A 24,994-nucleotide genomic window follows, 5' to 3' on the forward strand; every position below is an offset into this window, starting at 1 on the left:
CTATCGCAATGACCCAGCGCGCGAAAGCTCAATAGGTGCCAAGCTCTATGGCGCGCTGATGTGCCTTGAAAACGGCCCGGATCATCAGCCGCTTGAGTTTGTCATGCCCCATCAGCACGTCGAGCGCGGCGGCAGTGGTGCCCTTCGGGCTCGTCACCTGTTCGCGCAGCGTCGTCGGCGTGTCTTCGCTCGAGGCGGCAAGGACACCAGCGCCGTAGACGGTCTGCATCGCCAGCAGTTCGGCGGTCTTTCGTTCAAGGCCAGCCACAACGGCCGCTTCGGTCAAGCATTCGATGAAATGGAACACATAGGCAGGTCCGGAGCCCGAAACCGCGGTTGCCACGTCGATCAGTTTTTCATCGTCTACGGCTGCAACTTTTCCGCTGGTCTTCAACAGGGTATCGACAAATGCGGCATCCGCGTCGCTTACGTTCGAATTGCGGAACGTGACGATCATGCCTTTGCCAATCGCTGCAGGCGTATTCGGGATGGTGCGGACAATCGCGGTCTTTTCACCTAAGAATTCTTCGAACAACGCAACCTTGACTCCGGCGGCGACACTGACGAAAGTCGACCCGGCGGCGAAACGCTCATAGGCGGGCAGCACGTCGCGCATCACCTGCGGCTTGACCGCAATGAGAATAATGCGCGGCGCCAGATCGTCTTCGAGCCGGCTTGCATTGGCATGAGCATGAACACCGAGCGTTGCCGCCCGTTCGCGCAGCGCATCCGTCGGCTCGACCACGGTGACCTGATCTGGCTGCAATATTCCAGCGTCCAGCCAGCCCTTGAGCATGGCAAAGCCCATATTGCCGCAACCGACCAGAACCACATTGTCCATTTCATTCTCCCGCTGATGTCGCGGCACTTTGATCCGGCCGGGTGCGCCCGGTCAACTGGTCCTGTGAGAATTTATGCGCGTCGGGATGGGAACGCGGGCGGTCATGCGCAGACCAAAACAGGCCATGACCACGAGCAGCCATACGGGATCTGCACGCCGGAAGAAGAAGCTCTCAAGAAAAGCGTTCATCAGCGAAAATGTCAGGCACATCATGAAAAAGTCGGCCATGAACACATTCTCCCGCTTTTTCAGGCAGCGCGCATAGTCAAACAGCGGCAGCACGACCAAGACGATGAGGGCGCAGATCATGGCGGGATAGCCCATGGCAATCGCAATATCGAGATAACCGTTATGCGCATGCACAATGCCGCGAACGTCCCAGTCGAGGTAGTAGCTCGGATTTTCCGCTTGCCTGACGACCGGCGCTTCCCAGAAACTTTCAAATCCATAGCCGCGCCATGGTGTTGCGGCGAGCTTTTCCAGCCCGAACTGCCAGATGGATGTGCGGCCGGTAAACGTCGTGTCTGCACCGAGTTGAACGAGGAGATCGTGTGTAGCCGGGAAGAAGAGTGTTCCTATGGTGAAGAAGAAGAATCCGATCAAAGCTGCGGCGATCAGCACGGCAGTCACCATACGAAACCCGAACATTCCGGGGAACATGACGAGGAAAATCACGAGTGGCACCAGCGCCGTCGCAGTCTTCGAACCGGTATGCGCAACGAACCAGAGCGCGAGCACCAGCAGGACAATGCCAATCCCGCGCCAGCCGCGACGGATCAGGTAGATACCACCGAAAGAGAACGCCGCCATGACCGGTCCGGCGATATTCTTATGCGCGAAGATTCCGCGCCAAAGTCCCGCATGTTCGGCTTCGATCTCATTCGCGGTGTGCTTCGCGAGGTCCGGAACGAGAACCAGACCGGCGTAGGAGAGTGTCAGCACCGCAACGGCCGCGATCACCAGCGCCAGCGAAAATCCATCGGCATCGCGTGGAAGCGCCAGCACCGCAATCATGCAAAGCGCGGCGATCACAGTGAAGAGCACAGCGCGTTGAGCGGCTCCAGGATCGATGGCCACAAATGTCGACAGGAAGAGAAAGCCGAACATGACGATCCACATCGGGCTGATGAGGGCGACGAGCGTGCGCGGGTTGGCAAGCACGATCATGGCAAGCACGGAGACGCCGCCCAAGGCACCGAAACCAAGCTGATTGACGAGATCCCCGCCACTCCCCGCGATGGCCGTGCTCGCCGGTTGGAAGGGGCGGAACGAGATGAGCAGCACGCAAAGGATGATCGCCGCAACAAGACCGGCGACCAGTCGCATCGGGACCGCGGATACCGCCTCAGTTCTTATCAGGTTGTCGATACTGCTCATTGGAATATCCGAATTCCGCCAGAACGCGGCCAAGGCCAACATAGATCTGATAAGTGCCGATGGACAGGGAGCCTGTCTGTGCCACCTTGATGACCGCCCGCAGCGGCGACACGGCGAGAAGTGCGAGACTTTTCAGGACGGTTTTTGCTCCGCCAAGCGGATCGCTGCCGCGCTTGCGCTTTTCGATCAAGGTGGAGATCACGCCATTGCGCAGTGCCCGTGCGCGGATCCAGTCCGCCTCAACGCGCCTTGCCGGGATGGTTTCGTAAACGGGCGCTTCCGCGCACCAGGCAATGGTGAAACCTTTGACCACACCGCGGCTGATGAAATCCGAATCCCCGCCGCCCATGAAGTTGAAAGCGAGATCGAGAAACGGAAACGGCATGGCCTCAAGCACATTGCGCCCGACCAGCAGATTCCCGGATGAGTAGATGATCGGCACGCGACCAGTGCGGGTATGGTGGGGGCTGAAAACCGGGTGCGTCGACCATTTCGTATGCTCCGGCTTGGCGAAGACCGGAAGTTGCGGCCCGCCGACGAAGTCGACACCATAGGCCTCGCGCGTCTTGCACATGTTTTCCAGCCAATTCGGATCGGCGATCTCATCATCGTCGATAACGAGCAGTGAAGTGAAGTTTGGGAAGGCCTTCAGCGCCGTCAGCCATCCTGCATTGTAGGCATTACAATTGCCGCGATCATGCGCGATGATCAGCAGGCCCGCAAGTTCGCCACTCTCGAACAGCGGTTTTGCAGCTTCTGCTCCCTCACGTCTTTCAGTCTCGTTCTCCATGACGACGATGGCAAAGCGCCGTGCGGTCACTTGGCCTTGGAGTGACGCCAAGGTTTTCAACAGGTGTTCCGGACGTTTGAACGTCGGCAGCGTCACGACGATGTCAATCGTTTCCGGCTTGAGGCCGGGTGACTGTGCCACGACGCCGATATTTTCTGGGAGATCGAGATTCATCGCCGGAGTATTTATCCGTTTCCATGGTTACAACTTATAGGAGTCGGTTATTCAACATTTCATTACATTCTGCGATCAAATCAAATATTGAGAATTAAATCGTCGTGGAGAGCATCAGGCCTTTGCATTTGCTGTTCGTAACATCGCTGGTGCCGGATGGTAAGCCGACGACCGGCTATGAGATTGCCAACAAGGCCATCATCGATGGCCTTGCGCGTGCCGGCGCCCGCGTCACCGTGATTGGATTTGTCTGGCCCGGGAGCAAGCCGCTCGATCCAGATAACACGATCATTCTGGGTGAAGTGGATGTGCGCAACGACACTGCGAATTTCTCGCAAAAGTTGCGTTGGTTCGGCAAGGCAATGATGTCAGGTCTCACGGTTTCGTCGGTCAAGCTGCGCGTCGTCACCAAGGAGGCTTTTCGTGCCGCAATCGCCTCAGTAGAGCCTTTCGACGCTTACGTGCTGAACGGCGTGCCACTGCCCGGAGCTTTCGAGGACTGTTTCGATGACAAGCCGCAAATCTTCATCGCACACAACGTTGAACATCGCTCGGCGCGCGAGAATGCCGAAGCGGCAACGAGCTTTGTACAGAAATATCTGTTCAGCCGGGAGTCCCGGCTCCTGATGGGACTTGAGAAGCGGTTATGCGGCAGGGCGTCGTTCGTCTTCACGCTGGCCGATGATGATATCGATGCGCTGGGTCTATCCGGAACCGGACGTGCCGCGGCACTTCCTCTCGTGACCGGCACCGAGACGGCGAAGAGAAACGGACGCAAGATAGTACGCGACCTTGGCTTGATAGGAACCTGGACGTGGCAACCGAACCGCATCGGTCTTGAGTGGTTCCTGCGTGAGGTCGTACCGCACCTCGACGAAGACATCGGCGTGACCGTCGCCGGAAATACGCCGGCCGATCTCAAAGCGGCATGGCCGGATGTTACTTTCGCCGGCCGTGTGGCGGACGCTAGGGATTTTGTCTGCGGCTGTGCCGTGATCCCGTTGATCAGCCGCGCCGGAAGCGGTGTCCAGCTCAAGACGATCGAAACATTCGAATTGGGTCTGCCTAGCGTCGCCACCGCGCTTTCTGTACGGGGCATCGCAGATATTCCGGATAATTGCATTGTCGCCGATGATCCGGTCGGCTTTGCCAAGGCGGTAAACGCCATGGTGGCCCGCGTGCGCGCAGGTGAGGACCTGACGTGCGACGGAGACGCTTTCCGTGCCGCGCAGTTGGTACGCTTTGACCAGCAGATAAGATTGGGGCTGAACCGGCTTGAAACCCGGATTGCGAATGGGCGCGAAGCCGCATGAGTTTGAGCGAAACGGATATTCCACGTCGTGCGATTCTTGGCGTAGAAGTTGTCGCGTTACCTTGGGTGGACGCCATCGAAGTCATGCGGGAGCGTATCGCCCTGCAACGCTTCACTCTGGTCACCTGGCTCAATGCCCATAATGCCAATCTCGCAGAGGACAACGTTGATTTCCGTCAGGCTTTGAACCAATTCCTTGTCCTCCCCGATGGCTTCGGCGTTGATATCGCCGCGAAACTCCTGCATGGCGCGCCTTTTCCGGCGAATCTCAACGGTACGGATTTTACGCCTGCACTACTTGAGGCAGAAACCGGCTCGCTGCGCGTTGGCCTCATCGGCGCCCGCCGTGAAGTGGTCGAAAAGGCAGCGGAGAGCTTCAGGCGACTTGCACCCCAGCATGAAATCCGCGTGATCAGTGATGGCTTCTTTAAAAGCGAGCATCAGCCATACATTCTGCGGGTCCTGAAAGAGTACCAACCGCATATCCTGCTCGTCGCCATGGGTGTACCGCGACAGGAGATGTTCATGGCGAACAACTTGACGGCCGAACATTGCACCTTGGCTTTTGGGGTTGGCGCGCTGTTTGATTTCATGGCGGGCGTTGTGCCGCGCGCCCCGCCGATTGTGCAGAAGCTGCGCTTTGAATGGCTTTATCGCCTTGCGCAAGAACCCGGCAGGTTGTGGTACCGGTACATTGTCGGCAATCCACTTTTTCTGCTACGCGTCATGCGGGCGAAATTCAGAGCCGGCGGGGGCGTATGACGAAGACGGCACTTGTTACCGCAAGTTATGCACCCGATTTCGAGCGCTGCAGATTGCTCTGCGAAACGATTGATCGTTTCGTTACCGGCTACACCAGACACTATATTTTGGTAGAGCATCGCGATGTTGCCCTGTTCAAGCAGCTGGAAAACCCGCGTCGTAGTGTGATCGACGAGAACGATCTATTGCCGCGCTGGATCAGGTCGTTTCCCGATCCGAGCAATTTCGGTCGCCGTCGCATTTGGCTGTCGCCAAGGACGATGCCCTTGCGTGGCTGGCACGTGCAGCAGTTTCGCCGTATCGCTATTGCAGCACACGCGAATGAAGATGCTTTCTTCTATATCGATTCGGATGTCGCTTTCCTGAAACCCTTCGATTGCGCCTCGGTCTGGCGGGGCAGCGATTTGCGGCTGTTCCGCCGCGATAGCGATCTGTTGCGTCCTGTGCCCGGTGATCAACTCATCTGGTCTGAACACGCAGGCAGGGTGCTCGGCCTCGTCCCCGTGAGCCCGGCAGGACACGACTATATCGGCACATTGATAGCCTGGCGGCGGGATGCCTTGCTGACCATGTGCGATCAAATCGAGAGGATCACCGGCCGCCATTGGATCGCGGCGATCGGACGGTCCCGCCGGTTTTCCGAATGCATGATCTACGGCCGCTACGCCGATGAAGTGCTGATGGCCGAAGGGCACTATCATGACGCCGCCGAATTCTGCCGGGTCTACTGGTTTGCGCCTGCACCAACCGAAGCGGAGTTCCTTGCTTTTGTTGAAGCGATGACACCGGAACAAGTCGCCATCGGCATGCAATCCTTCATAGGCGACGATACGGCCCGCATCCGGAAATTGCTGACGTAAGGCAATTCTCAGACGCGCCGGGCCGGCTTCTTGATGGCGCGGTACGTCAGATATGCCGATAGCAGATAAAGCACGACGAACATGGCATTGAGCCACATCATCCAGTCGTGGGTATCGATAAACACGAGAAGAATCCAGGAAAGCAGTGCGGCCTTGGCGATGCCGAGCAAGGCTAGATTGAGCGCCCGCAAGCCAGATTGGCCGCGTGCATAAAGGATTTCGGCCTGATATTCGATGAGATTGCGCAGGCCCGGTACGAGCAGGACCAAGGGTAGCAGCGAAACGACCGAAGCAACATTCGCTCCAAGCGCTCGCGGGAAAATGGCAAGGAAGATTGCAAGCGCCGCCAGACCAAGTGTCGACACCGAAAATACGCCAAGCTCCAGGCCACCGCGAATTTTTAGCGATTTCAGCATGTCCGGTGTTCGCATCAACTTTTGTACCAGCATCATGTTGAATGAGCGGACGGGGAGGGCGGTCAGATCGACGAGCCGCATGATGATCGCATAGACACCCGCCGTTTGTGGTCCGCCGACTGCAAGCACCAGCAGCTTGTCCATTTCGGACTGGACGTAGAACAGTACCTCGGCGCCCGTGACGGCAAAGGAATCCGCCAGCCTGCGGCGGTAGAGCTTGGGAATGAGCCGCAGCCGCACACGCGGGTAGAAGAAGATGATAGCGACAAGAAGCGCAACGCCGTTCGCCCCCGCATACCACCAGCTCCATATTGCGAGGTTGGTCACGCTGGAGAACGCGAACAGCACTGCCGCTGCTGCCCGCAATGCCGTACCGATAATGACCAGCAATGCTGCCCGGCCAAAGCGGTTCATCCCGTTGTTGACGATGACCACGACTTCCAGCGACCGCCAGAGCAATGCTTCCGCCGCAACGATCACTGCAAAAGTGCCGAGCGCGAGATCGGCACCGAAGAAGACCAGATGCATCAGATAGGCTGCAAGAATAAAGATCGGCAATGATACGACCACCGCCGCGAGAAAGCCGCCCGTATAGGCGCCAATCAATTGCGGCTTCACGGTGGAAATCCGGTAAAGCGGTGAAACAAAGCCGAAGGAGACGAGGCGTGATAATACGACACCGGTTGCCGATGCCGTGGCAAACAGACCGAACTCCGCAATCGAAAGAGTATTGGCAAGCGCAACGAAATATGCGAGCGAAATGACGAGCCGTCCCGCGGATCCACTGATCACGGAGAAATAGTCGCGGATAAGCCCCGCATTGGCTTTCAGATGGCGTGCAACCAATTCCATGTCCTGCCGGATATGCCTGAATCAAGGCTGCGGGGAAAGCACTGTCTCAAGCGTGATTTCGCCGGATTTCTACATCAAAAGACTTAACGGCTCGTGTTGTCAGATCGAGGAGGTGCTAAGAAGGGCTTCATTGAACGACTTCTATAGCGCGACTGGAAGGTGGTAAGGTTTCACCCTCGATTGTACTTTGCGACGTTATGCGGAGGCGACCGGGTCGAGACTGCATGTTGAGATTATACGGATGTAAGGGCATGGCTCTGCTAATTAACGTTTTATTTTCCATAGAACTTTAGGTTGAATTAACTGTGGTTGTGGTGCCGCAATTGAATCGCCATGGTTGGGCGATCATGGAGTTGAAGTGGGCATGAGTAATCGCGAAAACGAGACGGCAAAGCGGCCGCGGCGCTCGCTTCTCTCATTTGCCAGTCAGCCGGAGACGGCGGGAGAGACTCGTGTCGATTCCGAACCCTCAATCACATCCATTCGCGGCGAAGACGATCTCGATCACTATCACCGCATGCGCGCTTTGCGCCTGGCAGCCGGCAGCGAGATCTCGCAACCATTATTGAGTGATGTTCCGGACGGCCTCAGTTCCGAAGAAGCCGAGCAGGATGCCGTCAATCGCATGCGCGCCGACATGGCCGCGATCAAGGCAGAGCTCAACCGCCGCGTCGATGCCGCCGAAGAAACGACGCCACAGCGCGAAGAATCCTTGCCGTTGATTGAGGAACCAGTCCGTGCAGAGCGGGAAGTGCCAGTCGTCACGGCGAAATCCCAACCCGAGCCGATAGAGCAATTCCAAGAAGAATCGGAACTGTTTTTCCGTCCGGAAAACAAGGAGCCTGAGCCGGACCCTGAACCTGCTATCGCACCGGTTCCGGGGCGCCGGCCGCCTCCGCGCAAGGCGGAAGTGCGGCCAGTCGAATATCAAGGCGATGAATGGCGGCCACTCGTCGACCCGCGGATCGTCATCAATCGCGTTGGCCGTTCCAAAGGATTGATTATCGCAACCACAATCATCGGCACGCTTCTTGGCGCCGGCTACGCGATGACATTGCCGAAGCTTTATGCCTCGACCGTCGAAGTGCTTGTCGATCCGCGCGATCTCAAGATCGTCGATAAGGAGATTTCGTCTAGCCAGCTGCCAGTCGATGCTTCGCTGGCCATTGCCGAAAGCCAATTGCGCGTCATTCAATCGAGCAGCGTGTTGACCAAGGTGATCGATCGCACTGGACTTGCCAAAGATCCGGAATTCAACGGCGACCTCAAGGAGCGGGGCCTTTTTGCGTCGATCCAGGAGCTGTTCTCCACCGATAGCACGCCGGATGAGACAACGCGTGAAACCGTTCTCCTGCGCAATCTCTACGATCATCTCGAGGTCGAGCGGAGCACCAAAAATTTCATCTTCAATATCACCGTGAAATCAAGGGATCCGCAAAAGGCAGCCTTGATTGCCAATACAGTGTCCGATGTTTTCCGCGAGGAGCAGGGCAATATCCAGTCCGATACCGCACGGCAGGCCACGGAGTCGCTCACAGCGCGCCTCAATGACCTGCGGGCGGGCGTGCAGGATGCAGAGAATGCCGTGCAGAAGTTCAAGGCTGAGAACGATCTTGTCGACGTGCAGGGCAGGTTGATCAGCGATGATGAAATAACGCGCACGAATGACGAACTCACTCAGGCGCGTAATCAGACAATCCGGCTCAAGGCGCAGGCTGACTCCATCCGCAACACCTCCGTCGAGGGCGTGCTCGGCAACACGCTGCCGGAAGAATTCCGCTCCGGTGTCATCGTCGCCCTTCGCTCGCAATACGGGGCACTGAAACAGCAGGCGGATGGCCTCGCCACCAAGCTTGGACCGCGCCATCCGCAACTCATTCAAGCCCAGTCGCAGGTGGCTGGTGTTCGCAACGAAATCCGCAACGAGCTCGGCCGTATCGCGTCCTCGGTGCAGGTAGAACTACAGCGTGCCACCCAGCAGGAACAGGACCTGTCATCGCGGCTGGCGCGGCTGAAAGCGCGTACCGCCAACAACAACGAGGACATGGTCAAGCTGCGCGAGCTCGAACGGGAGGTTACCGCCAAGCGCGAAGTCTACGAAGCCTTCCTGTTGCGCGCAAAAGAAACGGGCGAACTCGAAGGGATGAACACGACGAATATCCGCGTCATTTCCCCGGCGCGTCCAGCGCTTGAGAGCACCGGTGGTTCGCGCAAGCTCGTTGCAATTGGCGGCTTGCTTGGCGGGTTTTTGGCCGGTCTCGGTATGGCCGTGTTGCTCGGCATGATCGAAAGCTTCCGTGCCGGAAATCGCGCGCCTGTTTATGTCGAAGATGAACCGCCGGTCGATCCGGTGCCGCCATCCGGTACGAAGCGCACCGTTTCGCCCGAAAGCGCCAATCCTGCGTCCGCCGTGCCTGCTGAATCGCGGCTTGGCGCGGCAATCCGGCGTGCGCAAACCCGGGCCCTGACGTCTGACACGGCGGAACTCGAGGCCTCGCATTCCGCCGATGACGAGGCAGCAATTGCCCAATTCCTCTATGAACACGCTGACGCACTGACTGAGCCGCGCCATCATGACAATTCGAACATCGAGGAGATGTTGGCCGAGATCTCCAGATTGCGCGAAGTCCTGCGTCGGCGTGCCTAGTGCAACCTTGGTGTCGGGCCTTGCCCTTTGTCATCAATGACGTAGCCGCGATAAAACCGGTCCAGTGTAAAGGGTGCTGACAGCGGATGCGGCTCATCCTTGGCGATTGTCCAAGCGAAGCATTTACCTGAAATTGGCGTCGCCTTGAAGCCGCCATAGCACCAGCCGGTGTTGAGATACATGCCCGGCAGCGGGCCCGTCGTGATGATGGGCGAGCCGTCCATGGTCATGTCCATGATCCCGCCCCACGAGCGTAGCAGCTTGACGCGCGCCAGTGCCGGGATAAGCGCAACGAATTCGCTCATCACATCCTCCACCACCGGCAGATTGCCGCGCTGCGCGTAGGAATTATAGCCGTCGATGTCACCGCCAAAAACAAGGCCACCCTTGTCGGACTGGCTGAAATAGAGATGACCGCCGCCGAACGTCGCCACTGTATCGACCACAGGCTTCAGAGCTTCCGATACGAAGGCCTGCAGCACATGCGATTCAAGCGGCAGGTGCTCGATACCGGCGCGCCGCATGAGCTCGCTGGTGTGCCCGGCGACAGCGCAACCAACTTTCTTGGCATTGATCGGCCCGCGTGTTGTCATGACACCTGTGACAGTGTCGCCATCCTTCAGGAAGCTGGTGACCTCGCAATTCTCGATGATATCGACGCCGAGTTGGTCGGCGGCGCGCGCATAACCCCACACGACGGCATCATGCCGTGCGGTCCCCGCACTACGCTGCATCAATCCGCCAAGAATGGGAAAGCGCGCGTTGCTGCTGATATCCAGCCCGGGAATGAGTTTCTTGATTTGCTGCGGATTCATCAATTCGCAATCAATGCCGTTGAGCCGCATCTGGTTGCCGCGCCGCGCGTAGACATCGAGCTGCGGCAGCGTGTGGGCGAGGTTCACGACGCCGCGCTGCGAGAACATCACATTGTAGTTGAGGTCGTGCGACATGGTTTCCCATAGTTTCATCGACGCTTCGTAGAAATGCTGGTTCTCTGAGAGAAGATAGTTGGAGCGGATGGCTGTGGTGTTGCGGCCGATATTTCCGGATCCGAGCCAGCCCTTTTCAACGACGGCGATATTGCGCATGCCGTGCTCTTTGGCGAGGTAGTAGGCGGTAGCAAGACCATGCCCGCCACCGATGATAACCACGTCGTAGGCTGGTTTCGGGTCGGGCTTGCGCCAGGCAGGCTTCCAGTCCTTGTTGCCGTTGAGAGCGTTTTTCAAAAGGCTGAAAGCTGAATAGCGCATCATGAATTCCGGATTCGAATAAGATTTCGCGATCATGCTTGGATTCATCGCGTTCGCCAAGCCCTGAGCGTCGTATGATCGCATTGCCCTAAAGGGACGCTTTCGCTATTGCGTCAGTGAACGCCGTTATGGCGGTATTGTTGGCGCGGAAAATCAACAGAATGACGCTCAAAACCGTGAAGTTTCAGGAGCAGCACATGGCAGTGACGATCAATGGCAAGGAAATTGCCGAGGACGTGGTTTCGAAGGTCAAAGCTTCTGCCGCCGACCTGATCGAAACCAGCGGGATCACACCCGGCATCGCCGTTGTCATCGTTGGCGAAGACCCGGCCAGTCAGGTCTATGTTGCGTCAAAGGGCAAGAAGGCGCGTGAATGCGGCTTTCACTCCGTTCAATATACTTTGTCGGAGGATACTTCAGAGGACGAGCTTGTCGCGCTGGTTGAGAGGCTCAATGCCGATCAGCTGATCCATGGCATCCTTGTCCAGCTTCCTTTGCCGAAACACATCGATTCCGGCCGTATCATCCAGACGATCTCGCCGGACAAGGATGTTGACGGCTTCCATTTCGTCAATGTTGGCAAGCTGGGCACCGGCGAAATCGAGACGGCTTTCGTACCCTGCACCCCTGCCGGATCGATGCTGTTGATCGAGCGCATCCTGGGACGGGATCTTTCCGGCCTCAATGCGGTGGTCATCGGCCGTTCCAACATCGTCGGCAAACCGATGTTCAACCTTCTGCTCGCCCATAATGCCACAGTTACCATCGCGCACAGCAAGACCAAGGATCTCGCCGCCCTTTGCCGGACAGCCGATATCCTGGTTGCTGCCGTCGGCAGGCCGCAAATGGTCAGGGCCGATTGGGTCAAACCCGGCGCGACAGTCATCGACGTCGGTATCAACCGTATTTCAGCTCCCGAAAAGGGCGAGGGAAAGACCCGCCTCGTTGGTGACGTGGACTTCGCTGACGTGTCAACGGTCGCTGGTGCTGTTACGCCGGTTCCGGGGGGCGTTGGTCCCATGACCATCGCAATGTTGATGGCCAACACGCTCGTCGCCGCCTATCGCTCGGTCGGAGAAGTGCCGCCGCGCTTCTGATCCATTTGCTCTTACGGGGAATCCGGTTAGAACAACGCATGCCAGGTACCCTCAAAGTCACCAGATCCTTCGCCTTTCTGCTCGTCGACAGGTTCCCGATGTTCAGCCTCGCGGCAGCTATCGATACCATGCGCACGGCCAACCGCATGTCGGAGGAGGCGTTTTATTCCTGGACTACCGTTTCCGCCAATGGCGCGGCGGTGACCGCTTCAAACGGGCTCGAAATCAACGTTCAATATGCGCTGGCGGATTTGCCCAGCGCCGACATCACCTTCATTTGCGCCGGGATGACGACTGAGTTTGAGGACAAGGCCAAGGTCATCGCCACCCTGCGCACCCTGGGACGCCGGGGCGCCGTGCTCGGCGGGTTGAACGTCGGCAGTTACATTCTGGCGGAGGCGGGCCAGCTGGAAGGTCATCGCTGCACCATACACTGGGAAAATCGCGCCGGCTTTCAGGAGCGGTTTCCGCAAATCGAGTGCACCGGCAATGTCTTCGAAATCGATCGAAAGCGCTATACCTGCGCCGGAGGTACGACTTCGATCGACTTGATGCTGGAGATCATCAAGCAGGACTTCAGCCCCGCTCTTGCCAATGAAGTAGCGAACCAGTTCCATCATGAACGCATTCGCTCGCAGACCGATCGCCAGCGCGTCGGCCCCGAACGTGATCTTACCGGCAAGTCGGAAAAGCTGCGCAAGATCGTCGAGCTGATGGCGGACAATCTCGAACAGCCGAAATCAGCCGTGCGTCTTGCCAAGGCTGTGGGCCTTTCTGTGCGGCAGGTGGAGCGGTTGTTCCTGCGCCATCTCAACATGACGCCGGGGCGTTACTATATGAGCCTGCGCCTGGAGCGTGCGCGTGAGCTGTTGCGCCAGACCCATTCGCCTATCCTGGATGTGGCGCTGGCGACGGGCTTCACGTCGCATTCCTATTTTGCCCAGAGTTACCGTGCGCAGTTCGGGCGCTCGCCCTCGGACGAGCGCCGTACGACCTACTAATCAACCAAAAACTGAAGCACCGTTTTCCGCCTTCCCAACAACATTGCGGAAGGCCGCGAAGAGTTCGCGTCCCATGCCGTAGCCGTTGTGGCTGATATCCACGTCTGGTGTCGGACGAGCTGCGAGAACCTCCGGATCCTCCAGCACATCGAGCGTACCGATCTCCGCATCGAGCCGAACCACATCGCCATCCCGGATCTTGCCGATGATGCCGCCATCGAGCGCTTCCGGCGTTACATGGATAGCCGCCGGAACCTTGCCGGATGCGCCGGACATGCGCCCGTCCGTGACCAAGGCAACCATATGGCCGCGGTCCTGCAGAACGCCTAGGGCAGGTGTGAGCTTGTGCAGTTCGGGCATGCCATTGGCGCGAGGCCCCTGGAAACGCACGATCGCGACGAAATCCCGATCGAGCTTCCCGGCCTTGAACGCGTCCTGCAGCGCTGCCTGGCTGTCAAAGACAATGGCTGGCGCTTCGATGATGTGCCGGTCGGCTTTCACGGCTGATGTCTTGATCACCGCCGTGCCGAGATTGCCCTTCAGCATCTTGAGACCACCCGTAACCTGGAATGGTTGTTTGCAGGTCGACAGCACCTTTTTGTCGGCGCTTTCCGCAGCAACCGGCTCGCGCAACACAGTGCCGTTTTCACCGAGCTTCGGCTCGATCGTATAGGCGCGCAAACCTTCCGAACCGCCCCAGACCGTCTTGACGTCCTCGTGCAGCAGGCCGCCATCAAGCAACTCGCGTATGATGTAACCCATTCCACCGGCGGCATGAAAATGGTTCACGTCGGCAAGACCATTGGGATAAACGCGCGCCAGCAGCGGAACGACGTCGGAAAGATCGGAAATGTCCTGCCAGGTCAGCTTTATGCCGGCGGCGGCCGCCATGGCGACGAGATGCATCGTATGATTGGTCGAGCCACCCGTGGCGTGCAGGCCGACAACGCCATTGACGATGCTGCGTTCATCGATCATTTCGCCGACCGGAGTGTATTCGTTGCCAAGTGCCGTGATCGCCAGTGCCCGCTTCGCCGCTTCACGTGTCAGCGCGTCGCGAAGGGGCGTGCCGGGATTGATGAACGACGAACCCGGCATATGCAGGCCCATGATCTCCATCAGCATCTGGTTCGAGTTGGCTGTGCCGTAAAATGTGCAGGTGCCGGGCCCATGATAGGACTTGGATTCGGATTCGAGCAGTTCTTCGCGGCCGACCTTGCCTTCCGCATAGAGCTGGCGCGTCTTGGCCTTCTCGTCATTGGGGAGGCCGGTGGTCATCGGGCCTGCAGGAACGAACACTGCGGGCAGATGACCAAAGGTCAGCGCCCCGATCACGAGGCCCGGCACGATTTTGTCGCAGACACCGAGATAAACCGCCGCGTCAAACATGTCGTGCGACAGTCCGATAGCGGTGGCCATGGCGATCACATCGCGCGAAAACAGCGATAGCTCCATGCCGGGCTGGCCTTGCGTCACACCGTCGCACATGGCGGGCACGCCGCCCGCGACCTGGGCCACACCGCCGGCCTCTTTGGCAGCTGCCTTGATCAGTTGCGGATAGGTCTCAAATGGCTGATGTGCCGAGAGCATGTCGTTGTAGGAGGTGATGATGCCAAGATTGGCTACGACATCGCCAGCGAGCGCCGCTTTGTCGGAAGGGCTGCAGGCCGCAAACCCATGGGCGAGATTGGCGCAGGCGAGCGCCGAACGCTTTGGCTTGCGTGACGCCGCTTCGCGCAGATGGTCAAGATAGACGTCACGTGTCGGCCTCGACTGCTCGCAGATGCGGTTGGTAATGCTTTTCACCCGCTGAAGAACGGTCATTTCATGTCTCCTTATGGCGTTTGCCCGGAAGTTTGGGAGCCTTCCCGGCAATCACACGCTCCGAGCCTCAGGGAGCCCAGAAAATTTCGAGCGAAATCGGCTCGTATCGCAGTATCGCGCGTATCGGCATATCGGTTGTCGGGCCACGTCCAAGAGCCGCATCAAGGGTCGTACGCTTGCCCGCGCCTTCGATATGTAGCGCCACGAAGCGGGCATTGACGATTGCCGGCAATGTCAGCGTCAGCCTCGGCTCGCCTGCGCCTTCTGCATGCATCGGCAGCACGAGCTCTGGCTGATCTGGCGATATCGCATCGCTCAACCGGTCTCCGCCGGGAAAGAACGACGCGGTATGACCATCGCCACCCATTCCGAGAATGACGACATCGAATGGCTGTCCAAGCTTGGCTATCGCCTGCGCGGCTATTTTAGCACCTTCTTCGGCATCCGGCGCCTCATTGTAGAGACCGGTGAAATTCGACTGGGCGGCTTTGTTTTGCAGAAGCATTTCTGTCACGAGCTTCTGGTTTGAACGGTCGCTGGTCGGCGGTACGAAGCGCTCGTCCACCAGCGTGATCGTGATCTTGTCCCAGGGCAAATCCTTGAGTGACAGCGCCTTGAAAAAGCGGGCAGGGGTTGTGCCGCCCGATACGGCCAGCACAGCCTTGCCGCGTGCCTTCACTGCGTCCGCCAGCCGTGCCGCGACGGTCGAAGCGAGGGCTTCGGCAAGCGCATTGCCATCGGCAAAACTGTTGAGTCGCGGAGTTGCTGTCATGGGATCATTTCACTCGGGTTCATGCCATGTGCGGTTGTCGCGTTCGATAAGCGCGATGGCCGCCGATGGGCCCCACGTGCCGGCAGTATAGCCCGCCGGCGGCTGTTCGGTTTCGGCCCATGCCTTCAGGATCGGGTCGACCCATTGCCAGGCAGCGACCACTTCGTCGCGCCGCATGAACAGCGTCTGGTTGCCGCGCACCACGTCCATGATCAGCCGTTCATAGGCATCGGGGCTACGCGTGGTGAAGGATTCGGCAAAGGTCATGTCCAGAGGAACGTGACGCAGGCGCATGCCGCCCGGACCCGGGTCCTTGATCATCATCCACTGCTTGACGCCCTCGTCCGGCTGCAGGCGGATGACGAGCTGGTTGGCAACAACCCGGCCGGCACTCTCACCGAAGATCGAATGCGGGATGGGCTTGAACGACACGACGATTTCGGAAGCACGTGATGCCAGGCGCTTGCCGGTACGCAGATAAAACGGTACCCCAGCCCAGCGCCAGTTGGCGATTTCGGCCTTGATGGCGACGAATGTTTCGGTGTTGCTGGGATGTTCCAGCTCTTGTATGTAGCCCTTCACTGCGCCGCCTGCAGAAGCGCCAGCGCGATATTGGCCGCGCACAGTAAGCTCGTCGGCGTTCTTCGACGTTATCGGGCTGAGCGAACGCAGCACTTTCAACTTTTCGTCGCGCACTGCATCCGCATCCATCGATGCCGGCGGCTCCATGGCCACGAGGCAGAGCAGCTGCATGATGTGATTTTGCACCATGTCGCGAAGTGCACCAGCCGTATCGTAATAGCCAGCACGATTTTCCAACCCGACAGATTCAGCAACAGTGATCTGCACATGGTCGATATGGGCCGAATTCCAAAGCGGCTCATACAGCGCATTGGCAAAGCGGAGCGCCATCAGATTCTGCACAGTCTCCTTGCCGAGATAATGATCGATGCGGAAAATCTGCTGTTCGTGAAAAACGTGGCCGATCGTATCATTGAGTGCGATGGCCGACTGAAGGTCGCGGCCAATCGGCTTCTCGACGATAATACGCGTATGGTCATGGACAAGCTTGTAACTTTTCAGGCGGCTTGAGATATCGGCGAAGAGAGATGGGCTGACAGCAAGATAAAAGGCGCGGACGCGTTTGGTATCATTACCGATTTCGGTCTTCAGCTCCTCCCAGCCATTGTCGGAAGTAGCATCGACCGCGACATAGGACACACGCGCCAGAAACTGATCGACCTGCTTCTGGTCGAATTCGCTTGGCTTCACGAATTCCTTGATCGCGCTTTCCGCGAACTTGCGGTAATCGTCGTTTGACATGGGCGAACGGGAGGCGCCGATGATGCGGGTCGGTTCTGAAAGCTGGCCATCGCGCTGGCGTTGATAAAGCGCCGGGATCAGCTTGCGCTCGGCAAGATCGCCGGTACCTCCGAACACGATACAATCAAAGGGATCAACCGGGATAATCTGACTTGTCATGAAAGAGTCTCGCTATGCCTGACTTTGCGGGTTGTATAATCTAATCGATTTAAAATGACCAGTCCTGAAGCACAAACTGCGTCAAAATGCATTTCCAATTCGTGCCCTTTCCAATAGGCTTGCAACGAATGGGATGTGATGATGGTACATAATCTATCCAGAGTTGTCGCACAGGATAAGCATTTCCTGAATATCATAAACGGCAGACCTGTTGCCGCATTAAGCCAGGAAACAATCACTGTTTTGTGTCCGTCCGATGGCTTGGCTTTTGCGACCATTCCGGCATGTGATGCGGATGATGTGGATCGTGCCGTACGCGCCGCGCGTGAGGCCTTCGATCATGGGCCCTGGTCAAGGATGCCAGCCTTCGAGCGCGGCAGGCTTTTGACGCGTCTCGGGCAATTGATCGAGCAGCACGGTGACGAACTTGCGGCACTCGAATCACGCGATACCGGCAAGCCAATTCGCCAAGGCAAAGCCGACGTTGCCGCCGCCATGCGTTATTATGAATTCTACGGCGGTGCCGCCGACAAGATCCATGGCGATACGATCCCGTTTCTCGACGGCTATACGGCGCTGACCCTGCGCGAACCGCACGGCGTCGTTGCAGGGATTATTCCGTGGAATTATCCGATGCAGATTATGGCGCGCGTGGTCGGCGCGGCGCTTGCCATGGGCAACACGCTGGTCATCAAGCCAGCCGAAGATGCATCGCTCTCGACGATCCGTATCGGCGAACTTGCCATCGAGGCGGGGTTCCCGGATGGCGTCCTCAATGTCATCACCGGCTATGGCCGCGCGGCGGGTGCAGCTCTTTCGGTGCATGCCGGCGTCGACTATGTGACATTCACCGGTTCTCCGGCAACTGGTACGGCCATCCAGCAGGCCGCTGCCGCGAACAATCGCGGCGTTACGATGGAGCTTGGCGGCAAGTCACCGCAGATTGTCTTTGCCGATGCGGATATTGAAAAGGCGGTCCCGGTTCTCGTCAATGCAATCATTCAGAACGGTGGGCAGACCTGCTCGGCCGGTAGCCGTATCCTCATCGAGCGTCCGATCTATGAACAGGTCGCCGCAGCGCTTGCTGAGCGTTTCGGCAGGCTCGTTGCCGGCCCCCACCATGCCGATCTTGACCTCGGGGCGATGATCAATCCGGCACAGAAACGCAGGGTTGAAAATTACGTCACGTCGGCCGCCGAGGCAGGCATTGCCGTCATTGCGCAGGGTTCCATCGAAGCCGACGCCCCGGCCACTGGCTACTATGTGGCACCAGTGCTGTTCGGCGCCGTCGATCCCACGGCCATTATCGCCCAGGAGGAGGTTTTCGGCCCGGTGCTCACCCTGTTTGCGTTTGACGATGAGCAGGAGGCCGTAAGGCTAGCCAACCACACCGACTATGGCCTCGTCGCGGGTATCTGGACCAAAGATGGCGCGCGCCAGCATCGCGTTGCCAAGCGCGTGCGTGCGGGGCAGGTCTTCGTCAATGCTTACGGGGCGGGCGGTGGCGTCGAACTGCCATTTGGCGGTTTCAAGAAATCCGGTCATGGTCGAGAAAAGGGTTTCGAGGCCCTCTACGACATGTCCGCGACCAAGACGATTATCTTTCGTCACGATTGATCGAATTTACCAATGATCACCAGCATGTATGAGGAGAAGACATGAAGCGTTTGGCCGGCAAGACAGCAATCATCACCGGAGGAGCATCCGGCTTTGGCGAGGCAATGGCCCAGCGTTTCGCCGGAGAAGGGGCCAATGTCGTGGTTGCTGACCTGAACCTTGTGGGCGCCGAAAAAGTCGCCGCGGATATTGGCAAATCGTCTATTGCAGTTCATGCCGACGTCACGCGCAAGGAGGAAGTGGACGTCATGGTACAGGCCGCGATGGACGCGTTTGGCCGGATCGACATCATGGTGAACAACGCCGGCTTCACCCATCGCAATGGCCCGATGCTCGGTGTTGACGAGGCAACGTTCGATCTCATCACCGGTGTCAACATGAAAGCGATTTACTATTCGGCGCTCGCCGTGGTGCCTATCATGGAAAGGCAGGGCGGTGGCTCTATCCTCACGACTGCCTCGACGGCGGGTCTCCGCCCGCGGCCTGGCCTCACCTGGTACAATGCGTCGAAGGGATGGGCGATCAGCGCCACCAAATCCATGGCGATCGAACTTGCACCGAAGAACATCCGGGTCAATTGCCTGTGCCCGGTCGCGGGCGAAACGCCAATGCTTGGCCTGTTCATGGGCGAGGACACGCCGGAAAAGCGGGCGCAGTTCAAGGCAACGGTGCCGCTTGGCCGCCTTTCCACACCGCTCGACGTCGCCAATGCAGCGTTATGGCTTGCCTCGAGCGAGGCCGACTTTATTACCGGCGTTGCACTGGAAGTTGATGGCGGCCGCTGCATCTGATCGAACGATAATCCTTGAAACATGGGCGGGGTGGGCTACATTACCCGTGTAGCCAATTTTTCCCCTGTGCTGCCCTGGCCCCCCCGGACCCCCGTGGCGCTCCCATTTTCAAGGACATCAACATGACATCGAAACCTGTCTGGTTCATCACTGGCTGTTCAACCGGCTTTGGGCGCGAACTTGCGCGCCATACGCTTGAGCTTGGTTATCCGACCGTTGTCACCGCCCGCAACGTGGCCCAGATCGAAGACCTTGCCAAAGGCCATGAGGAAAACGCGCTTTTGCTGAAGCTCGACGTGACCAAGCCTCAGGATATTGAAAACGCGGTCAAGGCGACATTGGAGCGTTTCGGGCGCATCGACGTGCTCGTCAACAATGCGGGCATCGGCTATTTCGCCTCCTTCGAGGAGAGCGAAATGGAAGAGGTGCGGCAGATGTTTGAAATCAACGTCTGGGGCCTTGCCAACATGACCCGTGCAGTCCTGCCGACCTTGCGCAAACAGCGCTCGGGCACCGTCGTGAATATCTCCTCGCAAGGCGGGTTGGTGGCCAACCCTGCTGTCAGCTTCTACACTGCGACCAAATTTGCCGTCGAAGCGCTGTCGGAAGCTCTTTCGAAGGAAATAGCGCCCCTCGGGCTCAAGGTGCTTATCGTCGAGCCAGGTCCATTCCGCACCGATTGGGCGGGCCGCTCGGCCAATGAGGCCAAACACACGATTGAGGACTATCGCGCCACGTCCGGTCAGCGCGCCGAAATGATCCGTAACATCAGCGGCAATCAGCCGGGTGATCCGGTCCGTGCTGCCAAGGCGATCGTCCAGGCGGTCGAAGCCAAGGATCCGCCGCTGCGCCTGCTGCTCGGCAAACAGGCTTTCCAGAACGCCCACGCCAAGATTGCCGACCTTCAAAAGGATTTCGGTGCTTGGGAAAAGGTGACGTTGGGCGCGGATTACCCGGACGCCTAAATTACGATCAGGTGGACAAAAAAATGGCCGGCGAAAGCCGGCCAGTTTGTTTTATTGCCTGCTTCTTGGGTGTATTGAAACGCCTGTCAGCGCGAGCCCAGAACTGCCTCCAGCTGCTAAGAAGCGCTCTAGATCAGTTGCCGCAAGATCAGGAACAGCGTGAATGACAGTGCGATCGAGACCGGCAAGGTCAAGATCCACGCCATGGCGAGGTTTCGCACTGTCGACATCTGCAACCCTGAACCATTGGCAACCATCGTACCGGCAACGCCCGACGACAGGATGTGTGTTGTGCTCACCGGCAAGCCCAGGCCATCCGCGGTAAAGATCGTCCCCATCGCCACCAGCTCTGCCGATGCACCCTGCCCATAGGTTAGATGCGTCTTGCCGATCTTCTCACCGACAGTGACGACGATGCGCTTCCAGCCGACCATGGTGCCAAGTCCGAGAGCCAGTGCCACGGCGACCTTCACCCATGTCGGGATGAACTTCGTCGCGTTGTCGATGGCCTTGTGGTAGGACTTCACGGCCGTCATTTCCGCATCCTGCAGCGGCAGTGGCTTCTGTTTCTCGACAAGTTTCAGCGCCTCGCCGATCAGGTACATGTCATTGCGCGTGTTGCTGACCATACCGTTTGGCACATTGGCGGCCGAACCGTAGGGCGAGATCGACGCACTCGTTTCATCGATGAAGCGCGGCAATGCGGCGGACATCTCGTCGCTCCATGTCTTGGTGCGAACTGCATTGTTCACCACCTCGCGGGCATCGGTAACCACAATTTCCGGCTTGGCGTATTTGTGCAACGCCGTGGTCGCCGCAGTGGAAGCGGCCTTATAGGCTTCAAGGTAATTGATGTCCGGCGTGCGGTTCAGGGCAAAAGCGGTCGGAACGACGCCGATCAGGATCAACATGATCAGGCCCATGCCCTTCTGGCCGTCGTTCGAGCCATGGGCAAAGGAAACGCCTGTGCAGGTGAAGATGAGCAGAGCCCGGATCCACAAGGGCGGCGGAGTATTGCCCTTTGGCGCCTCATAAAGCGCCTTGCTCTTGACGAGCACTTTCATCACCAGCAGAAGCAGCGCGGCGACGCCAAAGCCAACGAGCGGTGATACTAAAAGGGACATGCCGACTTCGGTCGCCTTGGACCAGTCGACGCCGCTCGTCACAGTGCCAGCCGGAGCCAGAAACTGGTTGGCAAGGCCCACGCCGACGATTGATCCGACCAGCGTGTGCGAGCTTGAAGAAGGAATGCCCAGATACCAGGTGCCGAGGTTCCACAGGATCGCAGCGATCAAAAGTGAGAACACCATCGCAAGACCGGCACTCGAGCCAACCTGCATGATCAGTTCCACCGGCAACAGCGAAATGATGCCGAAAGCAACAGCGCCACTCGCCGTCATCACGCCGAGAAAATTGAAGAAGCCAGACCAGATCACGGCAAGTTCGGCCGGCAGAGAATTGGTATAAATCACCGTCGCGACGGCGTTTGCCGTATCGTGGAAGCCGTTGACGAATTCGAAGCCGAGAGCGATGAGTAGCGCGAGGCCGAGAAGGATCCACGGCACCGCGACCGCGCTGGTCAACTCATTGGTGAGGGAATAACCGACATAAACAAGCCCGGCGAGGAGGATGGCAACTACAGCATAGTTCGGCCATTGGCCGAGACTGCTTGGTTTGTCGAGTGGATGCTCAGCGCGCAGAGCATCAGTGGCGTTACTTACCGTCATGACCAGATCCCCAAATGGTTAACACGGAAAGGCTATGACCCTCACGTGAACCCTTGATGACAAAACGAGGCTCAATTCGGACTACCTTCGTCGAGACCGTCTACTCCTCCGTCATAAGGGAGAAGGAAGTGCACACGTATGACAACTTGCGCGAAACGCCCGGAAACTCTATCGCTTTTCAAACACCAGATTTTGGAAGCGCCATGCATAAGGTCGTCATCAGCGGTACGGGCGTTTTCACGCCGGAACAGTCCATCAGCAACGCCGAGTTGGTGGAGGCGTTCAACACCTATGCCACTCGGCAGAATGAGCTCTATGCCGACGAGATCGCCGCAGGCACGCGGGCGCCGGTGACCATGTCAGCGGAGGATTTCATCGTCCGCGCGTCCGGCATTGAAAACCGCTACGTCCTCAACAAATCCGGTATCCTCGATCCGGAGATCATGCATCCTGTACTGCCCGAGCGCGCAGACGAGGATTTGTCCGTCATGGCGCAGATGGCCGTGCATGCCGCCAGTCTAGCCCTCGCCAAAGCCGGGCGGGATGTGTCGGACGTCGATGCCGTGATTTGCGCAGCTTCCAATCATGAGCGGCCCTATCCGGCCATTGCAATCGAGGTACAGCAAGCACTCGGGATCGAAGGCTTCGGCTTCGACATGAATGTCGCCTGCTCGTCGGCCACCTTTGGGATCCAGGCCGCTGCCGACATGATTCGCTCAGGCTCGGCGCGTGCGATCCTCATGGTCAATCCGGAGATTTGTTCGGCGCATCTCGAATGGCGCGACCGCGACTGTCATTTCATCTTTGGCGATGTGTGCACCGCCGTGCTGCTTGAGCGCGATGATCTGGCGACGGCAAAAGACCGCTTCGAGATCGTTTCGACCCGCTGCCTGACGCAGTTTTCCAACAATATCCGCAACAATAACGGTTTCCTGCGCCGCACGCGCGAGGGCCATATGGCCGACCGGCGCGACATGCTGTTCAAGCAGGAAGGCCGCAAAGTGTTCAAGCAGGTCGTGCCGATCGTCTCAGACCTGATCCTAACCCATCTTGCCGACGAGAACATCGCGCCCGCGCACCTGTCGCGCCTGTGGCTGCATCAGGCCAACAAGGGCATGAATGACCTGATCGGCGTCAAGGTGCTCGGCCGGGAACCGGAACCCGGCGAACAGCCCAACATCCTGCAGGATTATGCCAATACATCCTCTGCGGGGTCGATCATCGCCTTTTCGAAATATTCCGATGACCTCGCCCCCGGGAGCCTTGGCGTCATCTGCTCTTTCGGTGCGGGTTATTCGGTCGGCAGCGTGATCGTCAGGAAGGTCTAAAGCCATTCGATGCAAGCCGATTGTGCTTGAAAGTAAGACTTAAGTCGAATTGTACAGTGGATATAGATCATGGTACCGATTGAGGAATGGAGGAGTAGCTTTCGAGGAAGTTAATCTGCTATATCGCGCGAGATTATTTTGGCTTCTTCTTCGAAGCCCCTTCTTGGCTCGTCTAATTTTCCAGTGCCTAATACTCAACGCCCTTTCTTGCGAGTAAATTCACAAAGTCTCATGAAAAAGTATTGCTTTACCTTCGTCGTCTGCGCTTTTTTCAGCGTTTCTGCGGCTGCGGCCGATCCGATTGGGGGGAAGGGTCCGAACGCCATTGATTTTGCCTCGGTGCCGTCTCCGCCTGACCCGACGACACCCGAAGAAACCGAAGTCTATAAGCCGGTTCCAGACGTAGTGATACCAGGCGTTACCCCATCCGATCCGCCCTCCGATGCCATCGTGCTGTTCGATGGCAAGAATCTTGGTGAGTGGGTTTCTACTAACGACAGATCGCGCCCCGCGCGATGGAAGGTAGACGGGGGCATTCTGACGGTTGTCAAAAAAATCAACGGCCGGGACGTTGGTAACATTGAAACCAAGCGCTCGTTCAAGAGCTATCAATTGCACCTTGAGTGGAGAATCCCCTGCTATATTACTGGGACGGGCCAGCAGCGGGGCAATAGCGGGGTGTTCCTGGCCGCAACCGGACCTGGCGATACCGGCTATGAGCTGCAGATACTCGACTCATTCCAGAACCCGACATATGTAAATGGTCAGGCGGGAAGCATCTACAAGCAGTCCATCCCTCTGGTGAACGCCAGCAAAATTCCGGGGGAATGGCAGGTCTATGATGTGATCTGGAACGCGCCGAATTTTAACACGGACAGCTCGCTGAAAACACCCGCGCGCGTGACGGTCTTCTACAATGGCGTCCTGATACAGAACAACTTCGAATTGCAGGGCGAAACGACTTACATCGGTTATCCAAAATACAAACAATACGACACAGCACCGATCAAGCTACAAGCCCACGGTGACCCAAGCGAACCCGTCAGCTTCCGCAATATCTGGGTCCGTGAATTGAAGTAGCGTGTGCGTGGATCGAATGCGGTGTGTCA

Annotated in this window: 20 protein-coding genes; 11 read left to right on the forward strand and 9 right to left on the reverse strand. The window is 58.0% G+C overall.

Going from position 1 to position 24,994, the window contains the following annotated elements:
* Nucleotides 1-28 precede the first annotated feature (28 nt).
* Genes proC through J2X72_RS10675 form a run of 3 tightly spaced genes read right to left on the reverse strand, consistent with a single transcriptional unit; the run spans nt 29 to nt 3,182 of the window.
* Nucleotides 29-841, reverse strand: coding sequence for a pyrroline-5-carboxylate reductase (proC, locus tag J2X72_RS10665; protein ID WP_310071672.1), 813 nt, complete (start codon nt 839-841; stop codon nt 29-31).
* A 51-nt stretch (nt 842-892) separates the two neighbouring features.
* Nucleotides 893-2,218, reverse strand: coding sequence for an O-antigen ligase (locus J2X72_RS10670; protein WP_310071676.1), 1,326 nt, complete (start codon nt 2,216-2,218; stop codon nt 893-895).
* The gene (locus J2X72_RS10675) at nt 2,187-3,182 is read right to left on the reverse strand and encodes a glycosyltransferase (RefSeq protein ID WP_310071679.1); all 996 of its coding nucleotides are present in this window, start codon (nt 3,180-3,182) and stop codon (nt 2,187-2,189) included. The genes J2X72_RS10670 and J2X72_RS10675 overlap by 32 nt, the downstream gene beginning before the upstream one ends.
* Nucleotides 3,183-3,304: 122 nt before the next feature.
* Here J2X72_RS10675 and J2X72_RS10680 point away from each other — a divergent pair, with 122 nt between their 5' ends.
* Genes J2X72_RS10680 through J2X72_RS10690 form a run of 3 tightly spaced genes read left to right on the forward strand, consistent with a single transcriptional unit; the run spans nt 3,305 to nt 6,116 of the window.
* Nucleotides 3,305-4,495 (forward strand): glycosyltransferase family 4 protein, encoded by a 1,191-nt coding sequence (locus tag J2X72_RS10680; RefSeq protein ID WP_310072198.1) that lies wholly within the window; start codon nt 3,305-3,307, stop codon nt 4,493-4,495.
* A complete protein-coding gene (locus J2X72_RS10685; RefSeq protein ID WP_310071682.1) occupies nt 4,492-5,256 on the forward strand; it encodes a WecB/TagA/CpsF family glycosyltransferase in 765 nt (254 codons plus the stop codon). Before J2X72_RS10680 ends, J2X72_RS10685 begins: the two co-directional genes overlap by 4 nt.
* Entirely contained in the window at nt 5,253-6,116 is an 864-nt protein-coding gene (locus J2X72_RS10690) for a DUF6492 family protein (protein ID WP_310071685.1), read from the forward strand. The genes J2X72_RS10685 and J2X72_RS10690 overlap by 4 nt, the downstream gene beginning before the upstream one ends.
* 8 nt (nt 6,117-6,124) lie before the next feature.
* Here the strand turns inward: J2X72_RS10690 and J2X72_RS10695 are convergent, their stop codons facing one another.
* On the reverse strand, nt 6,125-7,378 hold the full coding sequence (locus J2X72_RS10695) for a lipopolysaccharide biosynthesis protein (protein ID WP_310071688.1): 1,254 nt from the start codon (nt 7,376-7,378) through the stop codon (nt 6,125-6,127).
* A gap of 370 nt (nt 7,379-7,748) precedes the next feature.
* On the opposite strand from J2X72_RS10695, the gene J2X72_RS10700 reads away from it, so the two are divergent.
* Entirely contained in the window at nt 7,749-10,031 is a 2,283-nt protein-coding gene (locus tag J2X72_RS10700) for a GumC family protein (protein WP_310071690.1), read from the forward strand.
* Here J2X72_RS10700 and J2X72_RS10705 read toward each other — a convergent pair.
* A complete protein-coding gene (locus J2X72_RS10705) occupies nt 10,028-11,284 on the reverse strand; it encodes a sarcosine oxidase subunit beta family protein (RefSeq protein WP_310072200.1) in 1,257 nt (418 codons plus the stop codon). The two genes, J2X72_RS10700 and J2X72_RS10705, sit on opposite strands and share 4 nt — an antisense overlap.
* A gap of 194 nt (nt 11,285-11,478) precedes the next feature.
* On the opposite strand from J2X72_RS10705, the gene folD reads away from it, so the two are divergent.
* Together folD and J2X72_RS10715 are read left to right on the forward strand one after the other, a co-directional pair.
* A complete protein-coding gene (gene folD / locus J2X72_RS10710; protein ID WP_310072202.1) occupies nt 11,479-12,378 on the forward strand; it encodes a bifunctional methylenetetrahydrofolate dehydrogenase/methenyltetrahydrofolate cyclohydrolase FolD in 900 nt (299 codons plus the stop codon).
* A gap of 38 nt (nt 12,379-12,416) precedes the next feature.
* Complete coding sequence (locus J2X72_RS10715; protein WP_209997945.1) at nt 12,417-13,379, forward strand: GlxA family transcriptional regulator; 963 nt, start codon at nt 12,417-12,419, stop codon at nt 13,377-13,379.
* Here J2X72_RS10715 and edd read toward each other — a convergent pair whose 3' ends face one another.
* The 3 genes from edd to zwf form a co-directional block, all read right to left on the reverse strand.
* The gene (gene edd / locus J2X72_RS10720) at nt 13,380-15,203 is read right to left on the reverse strand and encodes a phosphogluconate dehydratase (RefSeq protein WP_310071694.1); all 1,824 of its coding nucleotides are present in this window, start codon (nt 15,201-15,203) and stop codon (nt 13,380-13,382) included.
* 67 nt (nt 15,204-15,270) lie between these two features.
* Nucleotides 15,271-15,975, reverse strand: a complete 705-nt coding sequence (pgl, locus tag J2X72_RS10725; RefSeq protein ID WP_310071697.1) for a 6-phosphogluconolactonase — start codon at nt 15,973-15,975, stop codon at nt 15,271-15,273.
* Between the two features lie 9 nt (nt 15,976-15,984).
* The gene (gene zwf, locus J2X72_RS10730) at nt 15,985-17,457 is read right to left on the reverse strand and encodes a glucose-6-phosphate dehydrogenase (RefSeq protein ID WP_209997942.1); all 1,473 of its coding nucleotides are present in this window, start codon (nt 17,455-17,457) and stop codon (nt 15,985-15,987) included.
* Nucleotides 17,458-17,598: 141 nt separating this feature from the next.
* Between zwf and J2X72_RS10735 the strand changes: the two genes are divergently transcribed.
* The 3 genes from J2X72_RS10735 (at nt 17,599) to J2X72_RS10745 (ending at nt 20,830) form a co-directional block, all read left to right on the forward strand.
* Entirely contained in the window at nt 17,599-19,074 is a 1,476-nt protein-coding gene (locus J2X72_RS10735) for an aldehyde dehydrogenase family protein (RefSeq protein ID WP_310072204.1), read from the forward strand.
* 41 nt (nt 19,075-19,115) lie between these two features.
* On the forward strand, nt 19,116-19,865 hold the full coding sequence (locus tag J2X72_RS10740; protein ID WP_209997939.1) for an SDR family oxidoreductase: 750 nt from the start codon (nt 19,116-19,118) through the stop codon (nt 19,863-19,865).
* Nucleotides 19,866-19,987: 122 nt separating this feature from the next.
* Nucleotides 19,988-20,830: an oxidoreductase gene (locus tag J2X72_RS10745; protein ID WP_310071701.1), complete on the forward strand. Its 843-nt coding sequence runs from the start codon at nt 19,988-19,990 to the stop codon at nt 20,828-20,830.
* Nucleotides 20,831-20,958: 128 nt separating this feature from the next.
* Here J2X72_RS10745 and J2X72_RS10750 read toward each other — a convergent pair whose 3' ends face one another.
* A complete protein-coding gene (locus tag J2X72_RS10750; protein WP_310071704.1) occupies nt 20,959-22,557 on the reverse strand; it encodes an inorganic phosphate transporter in 1,599 nt (532 codons plus the stop codon).
* Between the two features lie 203 nt (nt 22,558-22,760).
* Between J2X72_RS10750 and J2X72_RS10755 the strand changes: the two genes are divergently transcribed.
* Both J2X72_RS10755 and J2X72_RS10760 read left to right on the forward strand, forming a co-directional pair.
* Complete coding sequence (locus tag J2X72_RS10755) at nt 22,761-23,885, forward strand: beta-ketoacyl-ACP synthase III (RefSeq protein WP_209997936.1); 1,125 nt, start codon at nt 22,761-22,763, stop codon at nt 23,883-23,885.
* A 231-nt stretch (nt 23,886-24,116) separates the two neighbouring features.
* A complete protein-coding gene (locus J2X72_RS10760; RefSeq protein WP_310071708.1) occupies nt 24,117-24,965 on the forward strand; it encodes a DUF1080 domain-containing protein in 849 nt (282 codons plus the stop codon).
* The last annotated feature ends 29 nt before the right edge of the window (nt 24,966-24,994 follow it).

It is taken from the genome of Phyllobacterium sp. 1468, assembly GCF_031455525.1.
Lineage (GTDB): Bacteria > Pseudomonadota > Alphaproteobacteria > Rhizobiales > Rhizobiaceae > Phyllobacterium.